The organism is Rickettsia endosymbiont of Orchestes rusci (genome assembly GCF_964030945.1).
In the GTDB taxonomy this organism is placed as follows: domain Bacteria; phylum Pseudomonadota; class Alphaproteobacteria; order Rickettsiales; family Rickettsiaceae; genus Rickettsia.
The window spans coordinates 552,241-572,352 of the sequence record NZ_CAXIQG010000004.1; the positions used below are offsets into that span (position 1 = coordinate 552,241).

A 20,112-nucleotide genomic window follows, 5' to 3' on the forward strand; every position below is an offset into this window, starting at 1 on the left:
GTGGTGCGACACGATGGCACTAAAATAAAGTCTGCAAATATATTGCGGCTAGGTTGCATTTAGACCTAATTACTATTATTGCGGTGCAAGGTTGGTAACGATCTTGTGCTAAGCGCAATAAGAAGCCTAACTAAATTACTAATCTGGATGGGAAATAGGGGCAAGGTAAAGTTAAAATTGGTTAAACGAAAGTGAATCTTTGTATGGAAAATATCGTAAATATAAAAGCAGATACTCCAGATAATATCTGTTATAGGGATGAAGCTGAAAAGCTTAACTGTAAGAAGGAAGACGCGACCTTCTTTAAAAATGCCAGTTCCCCGGTATACAGAAGGTAACCAACTTAACGCATCTTTAATTAGTGAAACGTGGTAAGCCTATTACTTGGCAACTGGTAGTAGGTAAGAGAGGTCTTAAAAAGCTAATGACACTAAGCTGAAAGGCTACAGGAATAAATAACTGGGTGTATAGGCACTATGTGCTAATCAGAAATGATGCTGACTTGAGACTGGTGATTTACCCTAAGTAAGTAAACAAGATTATGAATTATATTGGAAAAGTTAGATGCAAAACGCAAATGTAACAATTAAGACCGATAATAATAACTTTGAGAAAATTTATTGGCATGCAATAAATTGGCAAGAAGTTAATAAAAAGGTTAATAATCTTCGTAGACGTATCTATAGGGCATCTGCAAATGGTAACATGAAATTAGTACGTAGTTTACAGAAGTTGATGTTGAAATCAAGATCAAATAAATTACTTGCTATAAGACGTATTACCCAAATCAATCGAGGGCGAAGAAGCCCTGGTATTGATAAAATAGTTGTTAATACAGATAAAGAAAGAAATTTGTTAATGGAGAAGTTAGCAAATAATAATCTATCATCTGTTAAACCGATCAAGCGTGTGTATATTCCCAAACGAAAAGGCAAACTTAGACCTTTAGGTTTACCTATTATTTTGGATAGATGTATGCAAGCTGTTGTTAAATCAGCACTTGAACCATTTTGGGAAGCTAAGTTTGAAGGGAGTAGTTACGGCTTTAGACCTGGACGCAGCACCCACGATGCAATACAGAGAATTTCTGCTATTGTTTGCCCTGGCACAACCAGGGGATGGATACTGGATGCTGATATTAAAGGTGCATTTGATAATATTAATCATAATTTTCTTTTGAAAATTATAGGAAATTTTCCAGCACGAAATTGGATTAAAGCATGGCTTAAATCTGGCGTGATGGAAGAATATCAATTCACCAAAACAACAGTTGGAACTCCTCAAGGGGGAGTAATCAGTCCCTTACTTTTAAATACAGCTCTTCATGGAATGGAAGACATACTTAACATAACTTATGATAAATATGATCATCTCCATCCAAAATCTGAATATGCTTTAGTAAAATACGCTGATGATTTTATAGTTTGTGCAAAATCTGAAAGCTCTTGTATTAAAGCAAAGAAGATAATTAACGATTGGTTAAATATTAGAGGATTAGCATTATCAGAAGAAAAGACTAAGATACTTCATATTAAAGAAGGGTTTGATTTTCTGGGATTTAATATCCGGCAATATAATACCAAGAGTAGAAGAAGAGGTATAACACTACTAGTTAAACCATCCAAAGATACTATTAAATCATTTAAAAAGCGAATAATGATTGAATGGAAAAGAAGCTTCTCATGGGAAATTGACAGGATAATTGAAAACCTTAATCCTAGAATAATGGGATGGTGCAGTTATTTTAACAAAGTTATAGCCAAAAGAACTTTTATCCAACTAGATCGTTGGATGTGGATGCGACAAGCAAGATTTGCTTGTAGAAGACATCCTAATAAATACTGGTGGTGGCTTAAAGAGAAGTATTGGGGCAGAATCAAAGCTCGAAATGATAATTGGGTCTTTATGGATAAAAGTAAAGATCTATATCTATGGAAATTACAATGGACAGCAATCAAAAGGCATATTCTAGTTAAAGGCAAAGCATCTCCTGATAATCCAGAACTTAAGGAATACTGGCAAAAACGTCAAGCTAGTAAACCAAAGTACTTCTTTAAAACCAGACAGATTCTTTGGCGTAGACAAGAAGGTAAATGCTCTGTTTGTTTAGATTCAATAGATAATGGAGAAAAGGTGCAAGTCCATCATAAAAGACCTACAAGATGTGGCGGCACTGACCATATTAACAATTTGTGCTTATTGCATACAAACTGTCATAGGCAAGTACATAGCAAGCGAGGCCAACTAATTGCAGCTGTTAGTAAATTGCTTGAGCCGTATGCATAGCAATATGCTTGTACGGTTGTGTGTCCAGAGAAACTAGTATGTTCAGTAGGAGGTAACCCTACTAGATTAAAAGTTAGAGATCTATAGCTAGGATAGCAGCATGGCGAGAAATCAAGATGTTGGAACCTATCGACAAACTTACCTATAGGGTAAGAGCGAATTATCAGGCCGCAGCGAGAGCGAACACATAGGTGGCCCCGAAAGTGCGAAGCCCCGAAGGCCGAACTAGCGACCGTAGAGTGAAGGCAATATGTTCAATTGAAAACTAACTGATACAATTGGACACTTCGGCGGGGTGGGAGTGGCAGCATGATAATAAGGACATATTAAGTGACTGGAGAAGTCCTACTCATCCCAGGAAGAAAGCTCTTGGAGCAAGGTAAATTCTATAACTAGCAAAACTAGGAAATGAATTGAAGATGAGAGGATGGCGGATGGGTGTGTATTAGCAATGAAGCAGAGTAATGCCTGTGGAGCGAAGACACCCTACTGATAACATTATTCCAACAACAAGGGAGGTAAAGACGAATGATAAAAACGTCTATAGAATTACAAGACCTGAGAAGGAAAATATACATCAAAGCTAAAGCTGAAAAGCAATGGCGATTTTGGGGATTATATGTTCATGTATGTAAGATAGAAACACTAAGAGAAGCCTACAAGCTAGCTAAGCATAATAAGGGGGCGCCTGGAATAGATGGTGTTACCTTTGAAATGATAGAGTTAGCGGGGGTTGAACAATTTCTAGAAAACATACAAACAGAATTACAAGCCAGAACCTATTATCCTGAAAGGAAAAGGGTCAAGGTAATTCCTAAAGATAATGGTAATAAAGTGAGGAAGTTATCCATACCAACTATCAAAGATAGAGTGGTAGAAGGAGCACTAAAGCTCATTTTAGAACCAATATTTGAAGCTGACTTCCAACCTGGATCATATGGATATCGCCCTAAACGGACTGCAGCTGCGGCTATAGAAAAAGTTACAGTAGCAGCAATTAAGGAGAAGACAAGAGTAATAGATGTAGATTTACGCTCTTACTTTGACACGATTGCTCACCTTGAGCTATTTAACAAGATAGCAGAGCGTGTAAATGACAAAGATGTTATGAAGCTACTAAAATTGATAGTCAAAGCAGGTGGAAAAAGAGGTATATCTCAAGGCGGGCCACTATCACCGCATTTAAGCAATATTTACTTAAATGAAGTAGATAAAATGCTAGAAAGAGCAAAGGAAGTGAGTAAGCTAAGAGATGGCTATGACCATATAGAGTACGTTAGATGGGCTGATGATCTGATCATACTAATTGATGGCTATAGAAAATGGCAGTGGTTAGAGAGAGCGATCAATATAAGGCTAAGACAAGAATTGTTGAAAATAAAGGTTGAACTAAACGAAGAGAAGACAAAGACAGTTGATCTAAAGAATGGTGAAACATTTAGCTTTCTGGGATTTGATTTTAGACGAGCGAAAACTAAGCAAGGTAAAATTGGAATCCAGAAGACGCCTAGAATGAGAGCGCGAACTGCCCTGCTAGCAAAACTAAAAGAGATATTCCGCAAGTTTATATCGCAACCAGTTGATAGAGTAACATACCTTATCAACCCGATATTACGAGGTTGGATAAACTACTTTAGGATTGGTAACTCTAGCCGTTGTTTTGGATATGTAAGAGACTGGGTAGAGAAGAAAGTAAGACGCCATTTAATGAAATCACGAGGATTGAAAGGCTTCGGCTGGGAAAGGTGGAGTAGGAGAGATTTGTATGAGAAGATGGGATTATATAACGATTACCAAATTCGATATTACAGACCTTTGAAAGCAATAACAGCGGATAGGTCATAGGCAATGATAAGAAGTTATCAGGAAAGCGTAATACGGGAAATCTGTACGTTACGTTTGACGAGGCGGGTGATGGAAACGGGGATAACAAAAGCTACCGCGCCATTGCTCGACCCTACCTTTGGGAGGAAAGCACGCTAAGTGCCTACCTACCCGCTAGGGTTTGTGATTTTGAAAAAAAATATCAATAAACTGGGCATATCATTAATTTTTATGAATCTTTCTGCTTTATGTATGGTTTTAGTATTTATACCTTTGAGTATGGCATGTGATGCACGTTATCTATTTATAGTTTCTATAATGGTTACTTTTTCACATCCAATGGTACTTGTTTCCATAGGAGACTTGTTTAAAAAAGCAACTAAAGTTTAAGACTTTAAGATTATAGTAAAAATCTATACTATATGTCATAATGGATAAGATCTAAGTAGAAAGGCGTTGTTGCATGGCTCAAAAATTAATAAAAATCCGTCATGGCGAAGCCACGAAGTGGCTGTAGCCATCCAGGCTATCCCGAATATATGAGGGATTTAATTAGAATACTAAACAAGTTTAGTATAAAAATATGTTTATACTTAGATGGCCACGGCGCCAAGAAGCGCCTCGCCATGACGGTTTAGGTATCCACGCAACAATGCCTCACGGGAATGACATCAAAAATTCGAGCCATGCAACAAAAACCTTTAACTAAGAATAATAAATATATTGATGGTTGCCCTATACAAATAGAAATTACAGAAAATTGTATTGTAACCTCCTACCAAAGAAATTTTGAGACCATAAAACAATTAATGGAACAAATTGGTTTTACCAATGTTAGAAAATGTGATCTATTTCTAGATGAAATCGCCTTACAAGCTTTTACGGATAAAGAACTAAGTATTATAAAAAAATCTAATATATTCTTATTATTAGAAGCTGAAAAACTATGAAAATTTAATAACAATTGCAAATCTTGCTATAAGAAATATTATAGAATAAATTATCTGTAAGTCCATTAGGCATTATCTTGCCATAATAAACCGGATATCTAAATCTAGTTTCTGCCAGATTTTATCACAAGTAAGAATTGGATAATTTTTAAGCATAGCAAGTGCAACACAAGCTCTATCTCCAAGCGATAAACCATAAGTTTTAGTTTTATTAATGATCTTTGCACTAATTAGTGCTTGCTTAGGACAAAAATCTACAATTTTGATATCTGATAATTTAATAAGGGTTTTTGCATCATCCTCTGTTAAACCTTGTACTTCGATACAATACTTATAAACTTCAGCAATATTCACACTGGAGATAATTCCGTCTTTCATATACTTCTTAATAAATTGGTATCCATCTTCTTTGGCAAATAAAGCGATTAGCGCTGATGCATCAAATACTATTTTAGACATTTTTACTACTTCTTGCTTCTTCAATTAAATATTCTTGACGTTTTCTAGCAATAAAATCATCTACCACAGAAATTTTCCTATTACTTTGATTTTTCATAAAAAGTTCATGTATTTCCTCAATTATATGATCAGCATTAATAATTTTAATTTCCTTATTATCAATTTCTATAGTTATCTTTTCACCTGGATGCATATTAAACTTTTCTCTAATAGAGGAAGGTATAAGCATTCTACCATGTTGATCTATACTTGTTATTATTCTTTCCATATTTTATCTCTTATGATTATTATATTATATTGCTATTTATTACAATATGACATTTTCATTTAAATTACAATTTATTTATGTTTTTGATCTTGCAATAAAAAAGTGGACAAATTAATAGATCCGTTTTTTAGTTTTTTGTAGTTTATCTCGTACTCATTTGGTGTGTTCATGTCAGCAAGCGCTGCTTCGCCGCCTGTTTCATACAAGTCTTTAAAACGATAAAAGCTATCTCTTGAATAGCCCATAATTTTACATGCTTGGCTAACACTACCTACTTGTGTTGCAAGCTCTAATAAGTCACTTTGATTAGAGAGGAAAAATCTGTTATCTTTGGCATTAATTTATTTTCTTACTTCAGTACCAGTCTTTTTTTTGTAACTGTCACACACAGCTTTAACTGCTTGAACAAATGATGCAAACTCATCAACCTTTAAGATTTGTTTTCCTTTCTTCTCATATTTAAGCCAAACCTCAATATATGGTAACGAGCTACAGTATTTACCTTCCCAAATTTCTACAGGTTCATTTCGGATAAGGTCTTCTGCATGAAAAGATCCACGGCACACATAACAAAACTCTATTTTATATGGTATAGAGGGTAAAAATAATGGTGCAGATGAGAAAATTCCTCTGGAATTCATTATATCTAGTTCATGTATCTGAAAAAAGGCTTTACTGGAATAATTCATTGGGCCTTCTGCTCCCAGTATCACATCATTTACATCTCCTTGCAATTTAGCCCCCTCTTTCATCAACAACCATGTCTCTTGATTATTTAGTAACTTAGAAAAATAGAGTACACCATTTTTTATGTATGCGTCATGTATACTATCATCTTCTTGGTTTAATAAAGGCTTTATAATTAGCTGATCACCATTGCGCTTAAAATAAAATATTTCTAAACAAGGAGGCCAAAAGTGCCTGCCGTTATAAACCTCGTAATTGGCTATAGCCAATTGTTCTTTAGCAAAAGCTCCTATAAATTTTATCCAATAGCCTTCAGTACTATTATCATTATCATCTCCTTCTTCATACCGTACCATAGCTCTTATTTCATTTGCATTACTGCTTATTTCATATATTGGTGTTATATTGCTCTCTAGTTCTTTATGGCATTTTGCTAGGTCAATAATATCACTTTTCCTTTTAATAATACAATGTGGAGATATAATTTTTCCTTTATATATAAAATCATTAGGAATTCCTAAATTTCCTCTGTTCTGCTGAGTATTTATAGTATTATGGGTCCCTTTTTTCGGTTCTACGATGGCAAACGTATCATTAGTAATTAAAGTTACTGCTATTACAGTAAGAAAAAACTTAAGAAAATTTTTATACATAAATATACTTTTTTAAACTTAATGGTATGGACTTTCCGATTTATAGAATGAAAAGTAGTTGCTAATCTTCTAGAATTAATATTCAATAGATATACACCTCTACAGAACATTGTTCGTATAATTCCTTATATATCTTTTTCGCAGCTATGTTACTGATAGGTCTATAGGTTGGTATATAAGACCACTTTGATAATTTCAAGATGCTACAAAATAAGAATTCATAATCACATTATGCTATTTTATAACTTTACTGCGTAACATCAGTTAGATAATAAAACTCCTAAAGGTTTAAATAAATATGTTGAACAAATTGCTATAACAAATTAGAAATGTAAAGTAATATCTTTATATTTTAGACAAAAATATAAAGATATTTGCTCATAATTTTTACAATATTACAAATTTATTATTATTTATAAAATTTTAGTGTTATTTTATGGCAACTTTATCAGCTAAACTTAATGAGTTAATGACTCAAAAAGATATCAATCCGACAGATATAGAAAAAATAACAGGGTTAAGTAGAAATACTATCTATAGTATTATAGGAGGGAGTTCAAAAAATCCCGGCATTCAAACTATTCAGCAAATCGCTAAAGCACTTGGAGTTAAAGTTGAATCTTTAATTATTGATGAAGAAGAAATACAATTTGATATTTTAAATAAAGAACAAATAACAGCATTCTCTGGGGCGACAAGTATCACTACTAAACTTATTCTTATAAAAAATATAGATTTATCCATGAATAAGATGATGTCATTAATTCAAGAAGTGTATCAGTGTGCTTTAAAAGGTAATTCTATAGAAGTTCAAGAACATTTTGCAGAATATTTAATCGATAGGCTTATATAACGTAATTAACAATTATAAAAACACTAAGAACTGCCCCTAAAAAAAGAAAAAATTTTGATATATAATTATAAATTATAATTATTTTCTACTAATTGGATTTATCTTTTATATAAGTTTTTTTCTTACTTAAGTGCATATCGTAAGATTCACAATATTTAAACATTTCGATTGTATTAGGATTTTCTAAACCGAATTGCATAACTTGTGGCTCACCAAAACATTTATACATACGTTGGTCTTTTTTCTTGCAAGCAGCCTTTGCTCCTTGAAGATTTAAGTAACTTACCTGTGCAACATTCTTACTATTTTCTTTATATAAGTTAAAATATATACCTTGCGCTTGCCTATAACTGCTCAAAGCTTCTTCAAGTTTATCCATAGTAAATAATATATCGCCTTGTACAACATAGGCATTGGCTATCCTCGGATTAGTTACAATAACCATTTTTCCTGCAGCAAAATTTTTATCATTATTTTTGAAAATCTCTAACGCCTTGTTTACATGTTCCAAAGCTTTCTCTCCTTCTCCTAAACCAAATAATGGCATTGCCATCTGAGTATATATTCTGCCGAATATTTCACTTGTTTCTTTTTTAACACGCTTTTGCATATTATATACTTGCTCTGCTTGAGCAAGAGCTTCTTTGTAATGACCAAGTTTACTTAATGTTTCAGATTTAATTAAATAATCAGTAGTTAAAAATAACGCATCAGGAGATAACCCGCTTGAAATAACGGCTTGAATAGACAGATTGATTTGCTCTAAAGCTTCATTATATTTCCCTTCTAGAAAAAATAACCTTGCTTTGGAAGCATATACCATTGTTCGATCAGAATTATCAACTAATCCTTCGTCTAGTTTTTGCTCTAAAATTTCGATATTTTTTTGTACACCTTGAACATCACCTAACAAAACATATACATTGATTAAACCATAAATTACGTTAGCTTTCAAGGATTCATATCCCTTAACATCTTCAAATACCTTTTTAGCTTTACTGAAATACTCTATAGACATTTGGAAATTAGAAGATTTTCCATAATACCATCCTATTGTATCCAAGTAATCAGCATATACTCGCTTTTCTTCGTTATTCATTATCCATAATTTATATTTTCCTGCTTTATCGTTTTCATCAAACCAATCAACTAATTCCTTCTCACCAATTAAATCATAATTAGTATCGCATTGATCTATTTGTTGTAGTTTTAATTCTAACAACTTATAAGTACTTATGTTATATTTTTCGGCATTTTTAGTAATCATCTCAATATTCTCTGGTACTGTTTTAGCATTCCTATACATAAGCCCTTTTAACAAACTTTTTGGTTTGGCATCTAAAAATTTAGCAACAAGGTTTTCCAAATACTTATTATTACTTGTGCTGTTTTTGTCCAATATTTTTTGAGTAATGACATCATGCATTTCAAAAATAGGATTAGCTTCATCAGGGTCTATATTTGATATTAAAGCAAATTTTGATAGCTGAAAAATATCATCATCTAGAGTGTTTTTACTATCGGTGATAATACCGAGTAAATCTTTTGAAAAACTTTGCGTATTTAAGAGAGCTATTTTATTCAGAAGTTGTTTGGCAGTCGGTTTTAATTGTTCGATTACTAAAGATATATTAAAACTAATTTTATCGGTAGATTTGTGTATTTTATTTTTATATTCTTCCTTATTTAGACCTTTAACATTATTTAATATTTGCGCTCCTTGTACCGTCAGCACTGGATATCCTTTAAACTCTTGTACCAAAAATTCTACTAAACTATCATCTTTATCCTCTAAAATATTATTAGCAAGCTCAACGGTTTCTTGTTTCTTAAAAGGCGTAACTTTTATTATATAAGGCAGGATTTCACTATCTTGCGAACAAAATATAATATTACCGTTATGTTCCCAATTAATAAATTCTTCTATCTTTTTATTTTCATTGATTTTTAAATTATCAAATATTAGTAACCACTTATCACTTTGTCCTAAATATTCCATTAATTGTTTTTTTACAGTTGATGCCTCTTCTGCAATTATAGGCTGTTCTTTTGCTTTATTAATAGCTCTTGCTAGTTTTAAAAGTTCATCGTTAATATTTAAATTACAATCAATAAACCAAATTAAATTATAATTATCTTTATTCTCATAAGCGTACATTCTAGCAAGTTGAGTTTTACCCATCCCGCTAATGCCTACTATGCTAGCTTGTCTATATTTACTTAAATTGTTCTTGATTTGATTTAATTGTTGCACATGATTAATAAAATAACTAACCGGCGCAACGATATTATTTACTTTGTCTTGAGCAAATAAACTTAACGGCGTGATAAATACTATCAACAATAATAAAAATTTTCTCATTTCTTTTCCTTGAATTTATTACCTATTAATTAGGTATTTAGCTGTTAATACGATTTATATTTGATGTCAAATTATTTTAATCAACTAATCAAGAAAGAGCTTATTTTTCTTATTAAGAAGAAATTAAAAATTAATTATACATAATTTAATGTAACTTTTTTCTTATTTATTATAATTATTGTCTTTCTCATCTTCCTTTATCCCAATCAGTTAAATATATGATATTCTCTCGGCTATTTCTTACTAGTTTGTTTCTTCTGATCACTTTCTCACTTATTTCTATAATATTTGACTTATCATAACTTACTTTAAAATTAAAACCATTTAACCTTAACAGCTTAAATACTTGTTCTATACTAAGTATAAAAGGATTAGCATGTGCTTTCGCAAATTCGTTTGACATCCTAAATAAATCTTTTTCCTTTTCTATAGGCACACCACTATAGTTAAAACTAAACAATAATTTCCCTGATATATTGTTTATAAATAAATCAATATGATGTTGACCATTAAAAAATTGCTTTTTAATAATAAAAAAAAGATAACTTATTATGCTATATATAATTTGGTAAAATGCTGCGGTAGAAGAGAAGTATACTTTTTTCTCAAAACCGGATATAGTAAAAGAAATATTATCGTCTTCTTTATCAAACCTATTAGTAAAAATTTTAATTAATCTTGGTATATCGACTTCTTCTTTATGGTTCGGATTATATAAAGCAATAGAACAGTATAACTTTTCTTCTGAATATGGTTTAAAGCTTATAGTATTATCTTTTTGATCCAGTAGATTATTTTCACTTAAAAATGTTATTTTAGCTGCCTCTTGACTAAATAAATAGTTAATTTCGATATCTTGAGATTTATTAAATTCAATATTCCAAATTTTTGTCATCCATAGCTTTTCACAATTTTTAACTGCAATATCATATTTATTTTGATATTCTTTTTCAAATTTCTTAAATAAAACCCTATATAAACAACATACAATGATAAAACTAAACGATAGAAAAGTAATTATAACCCAAAAAGGTTGCCTTATATTTTTTGCTACTTGATTCCAATAATTATTGTCAACACTAATTCCTATTACTAATTTATTATCTTGATTTAAATAATGTATTTTCTCTATTTCATAATTATCGGCAGTAAAATTTGAATAAAGTAAGTTATTATTTAACTCTATTTTAAAATTATTAAAATTAGGTATAGACTTAGCTAATAATGATTGAAATTTGTGCAAATTATAATTTATACATTTTTCATTTTCACAAATTTCAATATAATTGCTCTTACCGTCTAAAGAGATATGAGAAGCTTGCAGATTAATATTCGGCTTAGAAGTTAATGACTGAAATTTATTTAAGCTAGTTTCCAATATTAATTTATAATTATTATCTAAAAGCAAAAATTTTGTGTTTTTTACTTTTTCATCATAATACTTAAAAATTAATACTGCAGTAGCAATATAACCAATTACAATAAAAATAATTATAGGATGTTTAATCCTTTTTGTTTCAGATGATGATTTAAAAAAATTAGAATACATAGCCTAAAATATAAGTTTTAACCTCATGTCTTTAACTTATTATTATGATAAATATAATAGTATAAAACCTATTCCTTCATGTAATTCCTTGTCATCAATACTTATATCTAGGCTTTAAATTTTAAGTTAAACTGTAAGAAGTAAATGTTTTATGTAGAAAAGATATATATTTTTTCTACCGAAAGTCAATAGAAATTTTATGCGGTGGGGTAACAAATGAAGTATTAAGTAAAATGCTTCATTGAGATGGTGCAACCTCTAGTGAATGAATTATCACACTCTACAGAAAATAATTGCTGCTATGAATATTCTACCACCCTTGACAACTTAAATAAATATCAAGGACATGACTTGCTAGGAAGTGATAATATGAATTTAGTAGAAGCTTACTAAGGCTTTGTTTGATTCTACACACGCTCGATATAAAATTATATAAATGCCGTCGTTTAAAATCAAATTCATAAAAATACATTTTGTCCTTGCATATTATAACCAATCCTTTTAATATACAAGGATGATAAAACGTCGCATATATAAATTTATCCAAACAGCATTATCTCGACAAGCTGCTGTAGGAATAATCGGTCCAAGGCAAGTAGGGAAAACTACCTTAGCTTTAGAAATAGCAAAAGAATTTCAAGCTTTATACTTAGACCTCGAATCACGAACTGATAGAGATAAGTTATATGATCCGGAATTATTTTTAAGAGAATATGAGAATACGCTGGTTATATTTGATGAAATTCATAGATTTCCGGAGTTATTTCAAAGCTTACGTAGCCTTATTGATCAAGGAAGGCGTAGTGGCAAACGCACAGGACGATTTTTAATTTTGGGTTCAGCATCAATTGATCTTCTAAGGCAATCCAGTGAGAGCTTGGCAGGACGGATAGAATATATAAATTTGAATCCTTTAGACATATTAGAAATTCCTGAACAGCAAAGAGGGCTTACCGTTTTATGGTTAAGAGGTGGGTTGCCTGATAGCTTTTTAGCAAATAGCGATTCTGATAGTTTTGCTTTTAGAGAAAATTTTATTCAAACTTATTTAGAAAGAGATGTCCCTCAATTTGGACCACGTATACCGGCTCACACATTAGAGCGTTTTTGGATAATGTTAGCTCACAACCAAGGTACGATGTTAAATGCATCAAGATTAGCAGCGGGGTTATCTGTCAGTGCTCCTACTATTACAAAATATATTGACCTTTTAGTGGATTTATTGCTTGTCAGAAGGTTAAACCCTTTTCATTTAAACATTGGAAAAAGACTTGTAAAATCACCAAAGATTTATATTAGAGATAGTGGGTTAACACATGCACTATTAGGTATAGAAACTTATAATGATTTAGCCGGTCATCCGGTAGTAGGGGCTAGTTTTGAAGGATTTGCAATAGAAAACATTTTATCGGTAGTTCCCAATCGTACTAAAGCTAGTTTTTATCGGACAAGAGCAGGTGGAGAAATAGATTTGTTGTTAGAGTTACCGAATAATCATGGTCTATGGGCTATCGAAATAAAACGAGGACTAGCCGCAAGACCGACAAAGGGGTTTTATACTGCTATAGCGGATTTAAAACCTGATAAATCATTTGTAGTTTATTCGGACGGCGATCAATATTCAATAAATAAGGAAGTTGAGGCGATAGGATTATATCGGCTTGTATCTCTTTTAGAAAAGCTTTAATGATAATAACTCCAATGAAGTAATTGAAGTTTTGTCGGTATAAAGCTTGCAAATAGCAACACGAGAGTAAGTATCAACGAAAGTTTGTTATAAAAAGTAAAATACAGCTAAATTCAGAAAGCTTTAGACAAAATAAATTTAAAGACGAGCTAAGCTACCGTATTTAGAGTATGTGAGTACAGGCGAATCCAGAAAATTCGCTTGTATCAAGCGATCGAGATGACGCTGTACAGTTGGTTAGAGAGGACGAAGTAATAAAGCAAGTTGAGGATATACTTAAGAGCTTAAAGATTAAAGACCCTGAAATTTTAAAGCAAACTATGGATTATTTAAAATGCGTTAACCGAGGTAAGGCGCACGAGTTTAATCAAGAAGTCGCCGCATTAAAAGAAGAACATACGAAAATCCAAAATAAGCTTAATTCGTTAGTAGATTTAGTAGCAGATGGTGTTTAACTAGAGAGAGTTTTTACGTAAGAAATCGCAATTAAAAGAGCGTCAATATGAGCTTAGCGAACTAATTAAAAGCTATGATGGCATAGATGATAAGCTTTCCAAAAAGCTTTTAGATTTTATAAATGTAACGACAAATGCATACGAAATTTTTAAAGGTTCGACAATTAACGAAAAAAGGGAATTTTTAAATTTTATATTCTCTAACCTAAGCTTGAGAGGCGAGAAGGTGCATTACCAACCGGCTTTCCCGTTCACAGAACTCGAAAAATTGGCTAACTGTCCAGACTGGCGGAGCGTTGTGGACAATTTCAGAACCGAATTAACAATGAAAATGATGATCGTGCAAATGTCCGGTACTCTTACAAATCAGCTATATTAGAAGTATATTATTTCTTATCCGAAAGTAATTTAATTAAATGCATAAAAATACTTAGAGTTTCTTCTACGTCGCGGTTCATAATATACGGAACTTTGATATAGATAAGGGCTTTTTCCTGCTTATTATTTATTATATCTTTTGTTAGAAATACATATAATTTATGGCTATAATTAGGTTCAACGCTACCATACTGAAGAGCTTTATAGGATGTGGGAAGCTCGTATTTAGGGGTAAAACACATTAATAGATGAAGTTAATGAATCTTTAAACATAAAGCTTATCTCTTCATCATCCTCAAGTTCTTGCAATGGCGTTACTCTAATTTCATCTAATTTAAAGTAAAACTTAATATCATTAAGAAGTATTGAGCGATATGCACTTGAACCTTATAGTAGTAACATATATTTAAAACTCAACCTGTTTTTTCAGTATTTTTAAGGTTAATTGGGTTCTTTATCAGAATAATGATTTTTAATATGTATAAGCAAAGTTACCATACCGGTATATTCTGCTAACTTTTCGTTTACTTGTGACAACTCGATTAAAGCCATTTCATAGTTTTTCTGTAATAAATAAGCTTCTACTGCTTTATTCTGCTCTGATATCTGTACTAAAATATCTAGTAATACGTCATCGTAATGTTTATCTGATTCTTGCATAATGTTAATATATCTTTGGTATTTAAAGTTTATCTTTTCTATACAAAAACACTTAATAATTCAACGTATTTATTGATTATTTTAGACTATTACGCTAATAAAGCTCTTAATTAATCATTTTTGAAGCCTACAGATTTTAGCAAACGTTTGCTTGGGTACATCATTTTTTTCATTACATTTAACCACTCAAACCAACTTTTTTTATTATATCCTTCTGGGATTTGCCATTGAACAAAATAACTATTTTCTTCAGCTGTTAAGAATTTAAACTGTTTACTAGAGTAAAGCGCTTTAGCAAGTTTTGGATGCCAAATCATACGGTAAATGCTGTCATCAAAAGCTATTAGATGACCATTCCATGGATTTTCTTTATATATTCTATTAAGTACCCGCCCCTTATCTCCTTCATAAGCATAACTAATAACCGATTTTTCACGATCAATAGTATTTAAAGCACTCACTACATAAAAATCTTTATTTTCGTAAGGTTCTACTTGAGCTGATAAATTAATTAAAGTAACAGGTAAAGCTATAAAATCGTTAGGACATATTTGTAGAATTTTCTCTACTAGTCGTTTATTAAAAAGATCAGGGACTTTATCACCTCCATATAACCAATCAAAATGGATAAAATCTTCTAATTTAGCTCTTTTAAAACCTGCAATAATTTTATATGTTTTATTAGGCTCAATATTTTGAATTTGATAGAGACCTCTTCTTAAGTTTATGTCTGTTTCAACTAAATCTGGATTACATTTACTAGGATAAAAACCATGAGGATAAATTACTAAAGGCTTATTTCCTTCAAAACGTTGTAAGTATTTTTGTGCTTTTTCTATTGGTACTGACATTAATATCTTCCTATTTTATTTAAAGATTTTGTACCACCAATAAGCTTTTGCTTTTCTTTTTGAATAAATTTTAATAGGTCATTTTTGGCTTGCTCCTTAGAAATAGTATTATTTTCTAAAGCTTCAATTATATCATTGATTTCTGTAAGTATTTCCCTTATTGCTTTATCATCATGCCGCCCAATATGTTGAGTCATATCAGTAATATCACGTTTTGTTAGCTCTTCATCAGCTGGAAGGGTAATTCTGTTTTCTTTAGATTTATCGATATCTATCCCTATATCTTCAAATAATTTTTTAGCACCTGGAATTCCTTTATGGACAACATGATGATCCGCACAATTATGTATTCCAGTAATCTTACCACTTTTATCAGTAATAATCAGGTCTTTCATACGTTCTCTTACAGCCGAATCAAGATCGATGACTTTTGCTCCTATCTTATATTGGCTTCTAACGCCTATGAGTCATTTAAAAGTTCGACTATTGCAGAAAAACGCAATTTAGTAAATTTAACATTCTCTAACCTTTCTTTGAATGGTGAAAAGCTTGACTTTATGCTGCGTTCGCCGTTTGATGTGTTTGTAGAAATACCAAAAACTAAAGAATGGTGGAGACAAAGGGAATCGAACCCTTGACCCTCTGCGTGCAAAGCAGATGCTCTACCCCTGAGCTATGTCCCCTATTATTTATTAATGAGATTTGTGAGGTGAGAAATTAAGATAAACTTTTTACTAATCCCCAAGCTAATGCTTTGCCGTTATTTCCTAAAACTAGATCGCCGGAACCTTCATATTCCGCCGCCAAAAAAGAAGTTTGAACAGATATAAGCTTTACCGGCTTAATTTTCTGACCGTTATAAAAATATTCTTTAGCTTGCTCCCTAGAAGTCGGGTTATTTTTTGAAGCGGTTTTTGCTTTTGACATACTGAATAATATTTGTTTAAACTTAAAAGATAATATAAAATCTTTTTACATATTTGTCAATAAGAAGGAGTAGTAAATTCAGAAAGATCAGCGCAAGGAAACATTGTTGCGATTGATACAAACGTTCCCGATGTCGTTCCTAGCTGCGGCGAGCCTTGTTGCATGGCTACCGGAATCGTCATTGCGAGCGACCAAAGGCGTTGTTGCATGGCTCGAATTTTTTATGTCATTCTAGCTAAAGGCTGGAATCTAGACTTTTCTTTGTCAGGCTGAACAAGTTTTGCGCATCTTTTTTAGTAGATCCTGAAATAAATTCAGGATGACTTAAAAAGTATTTTCTAGATTCCCGCCTTTAGCTAGAATGACATAAAGGAGCGTGAAAATGACACCGAATCTATAATCAAACCTGTCTCGAACTTCAAGCAGATGCTCAGGCAAAGTAGTTTTCATAAATATAATATTATTTATTTACTCATTATTCCCATGGCAATATTTATATTTTTTACCCGAACCGCAAGGGCATAATTCATTACGCGATACTTTACCCCAAGTGGTCGGATCGGATTCTATTCTATCTTCCGGATCGATGCGGGAGATGACGGGTTTAAGCTCCGTTTCTACGCTACTGCCGGCATTATATTTACTAAATGCCGGGTCTTCCCTACTCTCACGCATATTTTTTTGTAGTTTCTTATGCTCAAGCGATAAATCCTCTTTCTGAATATGGCTAGTATCGATATGAAAGTGATAGACGGTTTGAACAAATAACTCTTTTAAATTATTTAACATCTGTTCAAACAGATTAAACGCCTCTCTTTTATACTCGCTAAGCGGGTCTTTTTGAGCATAAGCACGCAGGGATATACCTTGCCTTAAATGATCTAAACTATGTAAATGATCTTTCCAAACTTGATCAAGAGTAGTTAATAAAATATATTTTACTGCATTATGCATTAAATCGGTACTATATGTTTCTTCTTTTGATTTATATAATTCATTTGCCGTTTGCGTAACTATTTTTATAACGTCTTCCTCGGTTACGTCGTTTTTGCTTACTAGACTCCGGTCAAATTTTATAGCAAAAATACGATGTAATTCTAAGCTCAAATTTTCTAAATCCCAATCTTTACGATAAGAACCTGTCGGCATAAATATTAAAATTATTTTTTTGATTAATTCTTCGGTGGTCGTCCGTAAGAAACCGTAACTATCTTTAGATTTAATAATCTCGTTTCGTTGTTCATATATTATTTTACGTTGATCATTCATTACGTCATCAAAACGCAATAAATTTTTACGTATTTCATAGTTATGTCCTTCGACTTTTTGCTGAGCTTTTTCTAAGGAGCGGCTAATCATCGGGTGATGGATTGCTTCACCGTCTTTAAGCCCCAAAGTCCTTAAAATTCCTGAAATACGATCAGAGGCAAAAATCCTCATTAAATCATCCTCTAAGGAGAGAAAAAATTTAGTAGTACCGGGGTCGCCTTGTCTGCCTGATCTACCTCTTAATTGGTTATCGATTCGACGGCTTTCATGCCTTTCCGTACCGATCACAAACAACCCGCCGACATTGATAACTTGTTGTTTTTCATCGGCTATTTGCTGCTTTATTTCGGCTATTTTGCTTTCATAATTTTCAGGAGTCTTATTATCCTTGGTTAATTGCTCTATTAGCATTTCCGGATTACCTCCTAGCATAATATCGGTACCGCGACCGGCCATATTTGTAGCAATAGTTATTGCCTTAAACCGACCGGCTTGGGCAATAATAAAAGCTTCCTGTTCATGAAATTTGGCATTTAATACTTTATGGATAATTTTATGTTTATTTAACAAATTAGAAATTTCTTCCGATTTTTCTATACTGACCGTACCGACTAATACCGGCTGCCCTCGCTCGTAACACTCTTTGATAAGCTTTAAAATAGCATCGTATTTATCTTGTTTAGTCCCGTAAATTTCATCGTCAAGGTCAATTCTACTGATTTTGTTATTAGTCGGCACGGCAACCACGTCAAGATTATAAATATCTTTTAACTCTGACGCTTCAGTCATAGCCGTACCGGTCATACCCGATAATTTAGGATAATTACGGAAATAATTTTGAAAAGTAATAGAGGCAAGCGTTTGATTTTCATTTTGAATTTTTACCGATTCTTTGGCTTCTAATGCTTGATGCAGTCCTTCGGAGTAGCGGCGTCCTTCCATAACGCGTCCGGTAAATTCATCAATAATCATTACTTTACCGTCACGTACTAAATAATCCACATCGATCGTAAACAAATTGTGAGCTTTTAATGCTTGATTAACATAATGAACTAAGCTTAAATTCTCAAAATCATATAAGCCGGATTCGGGCTTTATAATATTCTCTTGAGCTAGCAAAGCTTCCGTATGAGTAATACCGTTTTCCGTTAAATTAATTGTTTTTAATTTTTCATCTTTTTCATAATCGGCGGCGTCTAGCTTACGTATTATTTTATCAATTTTACTATATAACTCCGAATTATCATCAACAGGACCTGATATAACAAGCGGAGTTCTGGCCTCATCTATTAAAATTGAATCGACTTCGTCAATAACCGCAAATTCAAAGGGACGAAGTACTTTTTCTTGCATACTATACTTCATATTATCCCTTAAATAATCAAAACCAAGCTCATTATTAGTGGCATAAGTAACATCGGCATTATAAGCTTCACGCCTTAAATTATCACTTATACCGCTAATAATACAACCGACCGATATCCCTAGAAAATTATAAATTTTCCCCATCCATTCGGAGTCACGCTTTGCTAAATAATCATTAACCGTTACGACATGTACGCCTTTCCCGCGTAAAGCATTTAAATATACCGGCAGCGTGGAAGTCAAAGTTTTACCCTCCCCCGTACGCATCTCCGTAATCATACCGCGATGCAATATCAAGCCACCGATAAGCTGAACGTCAAAATGCCGCGTACCGTGGACTCTTTTTGCCGCTTCGCGTACGACCGCAAACGCCTCATAGGCAATTTCATTTAGTGTAGCACCGTCTTTTAGCTTCTGTTTAAACTCTTCTGTTTTATTTTTAAGCTCATCGTCCGAAAGCTTTTGAATTATCGGCTCGAATGAATTAATTTTACCGACCTCCGAAAATAGTTTTTTAACGACTCGATCATTTGCCGTCCCGAAAAGTTTTTTAAATAAAGAAAACATTAAAATCCTGAATTAAATTAAATATTAGCAGCAAGAAGTATCACCTTTTATAAAAAGTAATA

General features: G+C 32.4%; 20 protein-coding genes, 1 tRNA gene and 1 pseudogene. 9 read left to right on the plus strand and 13 right to left on the minus strand.

The window, feature by feature from the left end:
* Nucleotides 1-564: 564 nt before the first annotated feature.
* The 5 genes from ltrA (AAHM91_RS06655) to AAHM91_RS06675 all read left to right on the plus strand — a co-directional run bounded on the left by ltrA (AAHM91_RS06655) (nt 565) and on the right by AAHM91_RS06675 (nt 5,060).
* Complete coding sequence (gene ltrA / locus AAHM91_RS06655) at nt 565-2,286, plus strand: group II intron reverse transcriptase/maturase (protein ID WP_342269504.1); 1,722 nt, start codon at nt 565-567, stop codon at nt 2,284-2,286.
* A 528-nt stretch (nt 2,287-2,814) separates the two neighbouring features.
* A complete protein-coding gene (gene ltrA, locus AAHM91_RS06660; RefSeq protein ID WP_342269505.1) occupies nt 2,815-4,131 on the plus strand; it encodes a group II intron reverse transcriptase/maturase in 1,317 nt (438 codons plus the stop codon).
* 168 nt (nt 4,132-4,299) lie between these two features.
* Complete coding sequence (locus tag AAHM91_RS06665) at nt 4,300-4,500, plus strand: hypothetical protein (protein ID WP_342270275.1); 201 nt, start codon at nt 4,300-4,302, stop codon at nt 4,498-4,500.
* Between the two features lie 193 nt (nt 4,501-4,693).
* Nucleotides 4,694-4,819, plus strand: a complete 126-nt coding sequence (locus tag AAHM91_RS06670; RefSeq protein WP_342270276.1) for a hypothetical protein — start codon at nt 4,694-4,696, stop codon at nt 4,817-4,819.
* The gene (locus tag AAHM91_RS06675; RefSeq protein ID WP_342270277.1) at nt 4,776-5,060 is read left to right on the plus strand and encodes a hypothetical protein; all 285 of its coding nucleotides are present in this window, start codon (nt 4,776-4,778) and stop codon (nt 5,058-5,060) included. Before AAHM91_RS06670 ends, AAHM91_RS06675 begins: the two co-directional genes overlap by 44 nt.
* 72 nt (nt 5,061-5,132) lie before the next feature.
* On the opposite strand, the gene AAHM91_RS06680 is transcribed toward AAHM91_RS06675, so the two are convergent.
* The 4 genes and pseudogenes from AAHM91_RS06680 to AAHM91_RS06695 all read right to left on the minus strand — a co-directional run bounded on the left by AAHM91_RS06680 (nt 5,133) and on the right by AAHM91_RS06695 (nt 7,127).
* Nucleotides 5,133-5,543: a type II toxin-antitoxin system VapC family toxin gene (locus AAHM91_RS06680; RefSeq protein ID WP_342270278.1), complete on the minus strand. Its 411-nt coding sequence runs from the start codon at nt 5,541-5,543 to the stop codon at nt 5,133-5,135.
* Nucleotides 5,512-5,787 (minus strand): AbrB/MazE/SpoVT family DNA-binding domain-containing protein, encoded by a 276-nt coding sequence (locus tag AAHM91_RS06685; RefSeq protein ID WP_253307845.1) that lies wholly within the window; start codon nt 5,785-5,787, stop codon nt 5,512-5,514. The genes AAHM91_RS06680 and AAHM91_RS06685 overlap by 32 nt, the downstream gene beginning before the upstream one ends.
* 164 nt (nt 5,788-5,951) lie before the next feature.
* Nucleotides 5,952-6,128, minus strand: a pseudogene (locus AAHM91_RS06690) (helix-turn-helix domain-containing protein); the annotation flags it as partial.
* Nucleotides 6,129-7,127: a hypothetical protein gene (locus AAHM91_RS06695; protein ID WP_342270279.1), complete on the minus strand. Its 999-nt coding sequence runs from the start codon at nt 7,125-7,127 to the stop codon at nt 6,129-6,131.
* A gap of 436 nt (nt 7,128-7,563) precedes the next feature.
* Between AAHM91_RS06695 and AAHM91_RS06700 the strand changes: the two genes are divergently transcribed.
* Nucleotides 7,564-7,980: a helix-turn-helix domain-containing protein gene (locus AAHM91_RS06700; protein ID WP_342270280.1), complete on the plus strand. Its 417-nt coding sequence runs from the start codon at nt 7,564-7,566 to the stop codon at nt 7,978-7,980.
* A gap of 88 nt (nt 7,981-8,068) precedes the next feature.
* Here AAHM91_RS06700 and AAHM91_RS06705 read toward each other — a convergent pair whose 3' ends face one another.
* Nucleotides 8,069-10,342 carry a tetratricopeptide repeat protein gene (locus AAHM91_RS06705; protein ID WP_342270281.1) on the minus strand — a complete coding sequence of 758 codons (2,274 nt, stop codon included), beginning with the start codon at nt 10,340-10,342 and terminating at the stop codon, nt 8,069-8,071.
* A gap of 187 nt (nt 10,343-10,529) precedes the next feature.
* Nucleotides 10,530-11,891: a hypothetical protein gene (locus tag AAHM91_RS06710; RefSeq protein WP_342270282.1), complete on the minus strand. Its 1,362-nt coding sequence runs from the start codon at nt 11,889-11,891 to the stop codon at nt 10,530-10,532.
* Between the two features lie 246 nt (nt 11,892-12,137).
* Here AAHM91_RS06710 and AAHM91_RS06715 point away from each other — a divergent pair, with 246 nt between their 5' ends.
* The 3 genes from AAHM91_RS06715 to AAHM91_RS06725 all read left to right on the plus strand — a co-directional run bounded on the left by AAHM91_RS06715 (nt 12,138) and on the right by AAHM91_RS06725 (nt 14,033).
* Complete coding sequence (locus tag AAHM91_RS06715) at nt 12,138-12,284, plus strand: hypothetical protein (protein WP_342270283.1); 147 nt, start codon at nt 12,138-12,140, stop codon at nt 12,282-12,284.
* A gap of 121 nt (nt 12,285-12,405) precedes the next feature.
* Nucleotides 12,406-13,578 carry an ATP-binding protein gene (locus AAHM91_RS06720; RefSeq protein ID WP_342270284.1) on the plus strand — a complete coding sequence of 391 codons (1,173 nt, stop codon included), beginning with the start codon at nt 12,406-12,408 and terminating at the stop codon, nt 13,576-13,578.
* Between the two features lie 233 nt (nt 13,579-13,811).
* Nucleotides 13,812-14,033, plus strand: coding sequence for a hypothetical protein (locus tag AAHM91_RS06725; protein ID WP_342270285.1), 222 nt, complete (start codon nt 13,812-13,814; stop codon nt 14,031-14,033).
* A gap of 819 nt (nt 14,034-14,852) precedes the next feature.
* Here AAHM91_RS06725 and AAHM91_RS06730 read toward each other — a convergent pair.
* The 7 genes from AAHM91_RS06730 to secA form a co-directional block, all read right to left on the minus strand.
* Nucleotides 14,853-15,071 (minus strand): hypothetical protein, encoded by a 219-nt coding sequence (locus AAHM91_RS06730; protein WP_342270286.1) that lies wholly within the window; start codon nt 15,069-15,071, stop codon nt 14,853-14,855.
* Nucleotides 15,072-15,181: 110 nt separating this feature from the next.
* Nucleotides 15,182-15,922: a hypothetical protein gene (locus AAHM91_RS06735; protein ID WP_342270287.1), complete on the minus strand. Its 741-nt coding sequence runs from the start codon at nt 15,920-15,922 to the stop codon at nt 15,182-15,184.
* Nucleotides 15,922-16,317 (minus strand): AHH domain-containing protein, encoded by a 396-nt coding sequence (locus AAHM91_RS06740; protein ID WP_342270288.1) that lies wholly within the window; start codon nt 16,315-16,317, stop codon nt 15,922-15,924. Before AAHM91_RS06740 ends, AAHM91_RS06735 begins: the two co-directional genes overlap by 1 nt.
* Nucleotides 16,318-16,530: 213 nt before the next feature.
* Nucleotides 16,531-16,605 (minus strand) — tRNA-Ala (locus AAHM91_RS06745).
* Nucleotides 16,606-16,639: 34 nt separating this feature from the next.
* A complete protein-coding gene (locus AAHM91_RS06750) occupies nt 16,640-16,849 on the minus strand; it encodes a hypothetical protein (protein ID WP_253307853.1) in 210 nt (69 codons plus the stop codon).
* A 324-nt stretch (nt 16,850-17,173) separates the two neighbouring features.
* Entirely contained in the window at nt 17,174-17,299 is a 126-nt protein-coding gene (locus AAHM91_RS06755; protein WP_342270289.1) for a hypothetical protein, read from the minus strand.
* An 18-nt stretch (nt 17,300-17,317) separates the two neighbouring features.
* Nucleotides 17,318-20,050 carry a preprotein translocase subunit SecA gene (gene secA, locus AAHM91_RS06760; protein ID WP_342270290.1) on the minus strand — a complete coding sequence of 911 codons (2,733 nt, stop codon included), beginning with the start codon at nt 20,048-20,050 and terminating at the stop codon, nt 17,318-17,320.
* Nucleotides 20,051-20,112 lie beyond the last annotated feature (62 nt).